We start from the raw sequence: 4,454 nt of genomic DNA, 5'->3' as shown, positions 1-4,454 counted from the left end.
GCATGTCCGCACTCGGCACAGGTCTGGCTGGTGTACGCCGGGTCGACGAAGACCAGGGGCACGCCGGCACGGCGTGCCTTGTAGGCCAGGAACTGGCCGAGTTGGGCGAATGCCCAGGAGTGCACCGCGGCCCGTTGGGGCTTTCTGAGCCGTACCCTCGACCGGATGCCCTGCAGGTCCTCCAGGGCGATGCCGCGCGAGGTGCGTTCAGCCTCTGCCACGATGCGTTTCGAGATGACGTGATTGACGTTGGCGGCAAACCGCCGCTCGCGCCGCGAGCGCTGCTTCAGCCTGCGCTTGGCGGACTTCGTGCCCTTCTTCTGCAGCTTCGCTCGCAACCTGAGCTGTCGGGCCCGGTACCGGTTGAGTCTCCGGCCTGCGAAGACGTCACCGTCGGATGTCGTCGCGATGTTGACGATGCCGAGGTCGACGCCGAGGAACCCGTCCGGGTTCGCACTGAGCTCGGCTTCGGGAACCTCGCACGTCGCGAGGAGATAGAAGGCGCCGTCGCGTTCGATGAGGTCCGACTCGCCCTGGCGGTACCCTCGCAGGGTCTTGAGCTGGTCTGCGGAACCTGTGAACCTCACCCCCTTGAGCCGGCCCACGGTCGTCCATATGGATACGGTGCCCGCATCGTGCTGCCAACTCAAACACCGATCGTCGTACGGTTGCGCCGCGCCGGCCCGAAACGTGATCGGTTTCGATTCCGCCTGGACCCGCCGCTTGGAACGCGGCTTGCCGAGGTTCCCCGCCGTGATATTCGCGTGCAGGGTCGTGTACGCGTCCCGGACCTTCTTGATCACGTGTTGCGCCGCCTGAGCACCCAGGCCGCGGACCTTGAGTTCCGCGTACGTGTACTTCCGCAGCTCGTACTCACGCGGCACCCCGCGGTCGAACGCGACCTGGGACACCCAGTTCGCGCCGTCATTGCATTCGAGCAGGGTCGATCGCAGCGCGACCGCCTGCTCGGCGGTCGGCAGCAACTTTGCCTGCACGACGATCTTCACGCGACGAACCGTACTCCTCGACACTGACAACGAGCCCGCTCCGGGCTGCAGTTACCAATGTGCAGCACCACCGAGTGTCGGCAATCACTGTCTGGTCGGCCGCGGGACAGGACTCGCAGTGAAACGGCGCCGCTGCGCGGCACCGTGGTCGAGGAGGCGATTCCTCCCGGGCCCGAAGGCCCGGGGTTCCTCGCCAGAAACAGCTGAACACTCCGACCGCAGGCGGGCCGCCCGCTCCAAGAGGGCGGCCCGCCGTCGTCGGGTCGGGTCGTGGCGGGTCAGTGGTAGGCATGGACGACGGCATGGCCCCTGCCGCGGCCGATCATCCACCGGGTGACCGGCGTGGTGAGCACGAAGGCCAGAGCCAGGGAAAGCGCGAGCGACGCCCAGAACAGGAGTTGGCCGAGGCCGGCGTCCATGGCACCGGGGACGCCCACGACGACGGTGTTGTCGATCACTTCCATGACGGCGATGGACACGGTGTCCGCGGCCAGCGCGACCTTGAGCGCCTGCCGGACCGGCAGCCCGGCGCGCAGCACGCCCCGCATGGTCAGCGCGTACCCGAAGACGAAGGCCAGCGCGATGGAGATGACGACGGTGGCCGCGTTGTGCAGGCTGGCGGCGGTACCGATGACCATGCCGAGGACTTCGCCGATGGCGCAGCCGGTGAGGCAGTGGAGCGTGGCCTGTGCGGCCATCTTCCAAGAGGTGCCGGGCGTGTGGTGCCCGTGGTGATCGTGATGCTCGTGCCCCTGCTCGTGCGTGCTGTGGTCCATCACAGGCCTCCCCGTGTCCGGTTCAGGTTTCCACTCGCCTAACGACATACCCCCCGGGGGTATTTCCGGCCAATGAGGAGATCTTGCACGACCGGCAGGAGCGGCCGATGCGCCGACACCTTCCTTTCGAGGCCGCCTTACGCCTGCGCGAGCATCACAAGTCCCCTGACGTGTGACAACCGGCGCGCCCCGTACGCTCCGTGCGGCGCACACGCAGCACTTCGAGTGCCACGGGCGCCAGGGAGACGACGACAACCGCGGCCACCGCGGGCACGAGGTAGGCGTCCGGACGACGTACCGAGTCGCCCAGCCAGTAGCCGCCGAGTACGAGCGACTGCGACCAGATCAGGCCGCCGGTCACTTGCCAGAGGGTGAAGGTCCGCACCGGGACCCCGAGCGCCCCGGCCACCGGATTCAGGACGGTGCGCACTACCGGGATGAACCGTCCCAGCACCACCGCCTTCGCATGGCCGTAGCGGGCCAGCAACAGCTCCGCCCGCTCCACACCCGCACGAAGGCGCTGGTTGCCGAGCCGGGCGAGAGCGGCACGCCCGGCTCGCCGGCCGGTCCAGAATCCGACCTGGGCACCGACGACGGCGCCCGCCGCGGCGCACAGCAGGACGGGCAGCAACGGCAGATGGGGCCCGCTGCGGGCGGTGGAGGCGCACAGCAGCCCGGCCGGAACCAGCAAGGTGTCGCCCGGCAGGAAGAAGCCGACCACGGGCAGCCCGGTCTCGGCGAAGATGCAGAGCAGCACCCCGAACGCGCCGTAAGCGGACAGCAGCCAGGTGGCGTTCACCGTGCCGACCTCGCGCCGATGCCTGGACACAGCGATTCCAGGTACATGGGTCTCGTGTTCCTTCCCCCGCTTCTCACCGCCCGGCACACCCCGTCGCACATACGCGGGCAAGGCAGAGGTCCGCGCACCGGCGGGGAGCTGTCGCCGCCCCGGGCACGGCTCTTATTTCTACATCATGTAGTAGCTTACGGTATGCCCACTCAGCCCACTCCCGACCCGGAGAACGCCGGATGAGCCCTTCGATTCCCCACACCGCCGCCTTCGACGCCGCGATCCTGCTGGATCTGGGCGTCGAGCTGATACTGCCGTCCGTCATGCTGCTCGGGGTGGCGGCCTTCGTCTCGGACACGGCCCGCGAGAAGCTTGCGACCCGCGGCGGTCTGACGATCGCCGCCGCCCTGGCGCTCGGACCGGCTGCCGCCTATGTGGCCTATCGACTCGTCGCCCTCGCCGGGTGAAGCGGGGCATACGGAGCTTCCGAGGCGCGGCCGAAAGAGGCGGCCCTTGCGGCCTTGCCACTCCCCCACGCCTCCGGTTCGCCACCGCCGACGCCGCTGGATGGCCGCCTGTCCAGCAATACCCTGAACACGACCACCCCGGCGCGGCCCGGTCCGAGACGCATGACCACCGGACTCGCCATGTTGCGGAAGGAACGAGATCCGCATGAGTGCACCACCGCTGCCCGGGGTTCTCGGTGACATCGCACCGATCCTGGACCACTGGGGCTACTTGGCCGTAGGCGGGCTGATCTTCCTGGAGGACTTCGGCATCCCCGCCCCCGGCGAGACGATCCTGATCGCCGCGGCCGTGTACGCGGGGGCCGGGCAGCTCAACATCGCAGCCGTGGTCGCCGTCGGCTTCTTCGCCGCCATCCTCGGCGACAACGTCGGCTACCTCATCGGCCGCACCGGCGGACACGCCCTGGTGCAGCGCTACGGCAAGTACGTCCTCCTCCCGCCCGAACGGTACGAGAAGGCCGAGAAGTTCTTCACCCGCCACGGCGGGAAGGTCGTCACCATCGCGCGCTTCATCGAGGGGCTGCGCCAGCTCAACGGCATCATCGCCGGCGCCGCCGAGATGCCCTGGCCCCGCTTCGTCGCCTTCAACGCGCTCGGGGCCGCGCTGTGGGTCGGGCTGTGGGCGGGCGTCGGCTACTTCGCCGGCAACCACATCACCACCATCTACACGGAGGTCAACCGCTATTCGACCTATGTCCTCATCGCCCTGGGCGTGCTGATCCTCGTGCTCGTGGTCCGCGCCGTACTGCGTCGACGGCGTGCGCGGGACTGATCACCCGTCCCGCATCAGGGTCTGCGGGGCACCTGAGCCCGGACGAGCTGCCGGACGGGCGGATCGCGCGGATGACCAGGCGAAGGCCCGCGCGTCGCGCACGTCCGGAGCCCTGACGCGGGTGGAGCCCCGGGTTTGGCGTTCTCCCGTTCATCTCCTACATTAAGTAGAAGTTGGACGGCGATGTGTGTTCTGCCGTCCGTCGAGACGTGCCGTGCGCCCTGTACCGGAGACCGTATCCCCCGCGGCGGCGCGTGGCAGGAAAGGATCCTGGGTGTTCCAGGCCCTCAACCCGCTGGATGCCACCTCGCTGCTGACGACGCTCGGCACCGCAGGTGTGTTCCTGGTGCTGTTCGCCGAGACCGGACTGCTGATCGGCTTCTTCCTGCCCGGTGACTCGCTGCTTTTCACGGCCGGTCTGCTGTGCACGGCCACCCGGAACGGCGTTCACCTCTCGCTGCCCGCCGTGCTGGCCGCCGCCGCGGCAGGGGCACTGCTCGGCGCCCAGGTCGGTCACCTGCTCGGCCGCCCAGCGGCCGAAGGCCTCCGGGTCGTCACCGAAGATCGGCGCGCGGTAGATGT

The 4,454-nt window shown here is 68.9% G+C and carries 5 protein-coding genes and 1 pseudogene; 3 read left to right on the top strand and 3 right to left on the bottom strand.

What is annotated here, in order from left to right:
• The 3 genes from ACWEN3_RS42185 to ACWEN3_RS42175 all read right to left on the bottom strand — a co-directional run.
• Positions 1–1,007 (bottom strand): RNA-guided endonuclease InsQ/TnpB family protein (locus tag ACWEN3_RS42185; RefSeq protein WP_452982763.1); only part of this gene is annotated, 1,007 nt, incomplete at its 3' end.
• A gap of 278 nt (positions 1,008–1,285) precedes the next feature.
• The gene (locus tag ACWEN3_RS42180) at positions 1,286–1,783 is read right to left on the bottom strand and encodes a DUF4396 domain-containing protein (protein ID WP_452982760.1); all 498 of its coding nucleotides are present in this window, start codon (positions 1,781–1,783) and stop codon (positions 1,286–1,288) included.
• 154 nt (positions 1,784–1,937) lie between these two features.
• Positions 1,938–2,612 carry a DedA family protein gene (locus ACWEN3_RS42175; RefSeq protein ID WP_452982757.1) on the bottom strand — a complete coding sequence of 225 codons (675 nt, stop codon included), beginning with the start codon at positions 2,610–2,612 and terminating at the stop codon, positions 1,938–1,940.
• A gap of 200 nt (positions 2,613–2,812) precedes the next feature.
• Here ACWEN3_RS42175 and ACWEN3_RS42170 point away from each other — a divergent pair, with 200 nt between their 5' ends.
• The 3 genes and pseudogenes from ACWEN3_RS42170 to ACWEN3_RS42160 form a co-directional block, all read left to right on the top strand.
• On the top strand, positions 2,813–3,040 hold the full coding sequence (locus ACWEN3_RS42170; RefSeq protein ID WP_452982754.1) for a hypothetical protein: 228 nt from the start codon (positions 2,813–2,815) through the stop codon (positions 3,038–3,040).
• Positions 3,041–3,245: 205 nt separating this feature from the next.
• Entirely contained in the window at positions 3,246–3,872 is a 627-nt protein-coding gene (locus ACWEN3_RS42165) for a DedA family protein (RefSeq protein ID WP_452982751.1), read from the top strand.
• 274 nt (positions 3,873–4,146) lie between these two features.
• A pseudogene (locus ACWEN3_RS42160) lies at positions 4,147–4,454 on the top strand (DedA family protein); the annotation flags it as partial.

The sequence above is a fragment of the Streptomyces sp. NPDC004561 genome (assembly GCF_053602155.1).
The sequence above is the reverse complement of the archived record's forward strand: the minus strand, read 5'-3'. Positions and strand labels throughout refer to the sequence as shown.

Excerpts from the sequence above, each read along its gene's own strand:
- ACWEN3_RS42180 (WP_452982760.1), bottom strand. The coding sequence starts at position 1,783 with ATGGACCACAGCACGCACGAGCAGGGGCACGAGCATCACGATCACCAC.
- ACWEN3_RS42170 (WP_452982754.1), top strand. The coding sequence starts at position 2,813 with ATGAGCCCTTCGATTCCCCACACCGCCGCCTTCGACGCCGCGATCCTG.
- ACWEN3_RS42165 (WP_452982751.1), top strand. The coding sequence starts at position 3,246 with ATGAGTGCACCACCGCTGCCCGGGGTTCTCGGTGACATCGCACCGATC.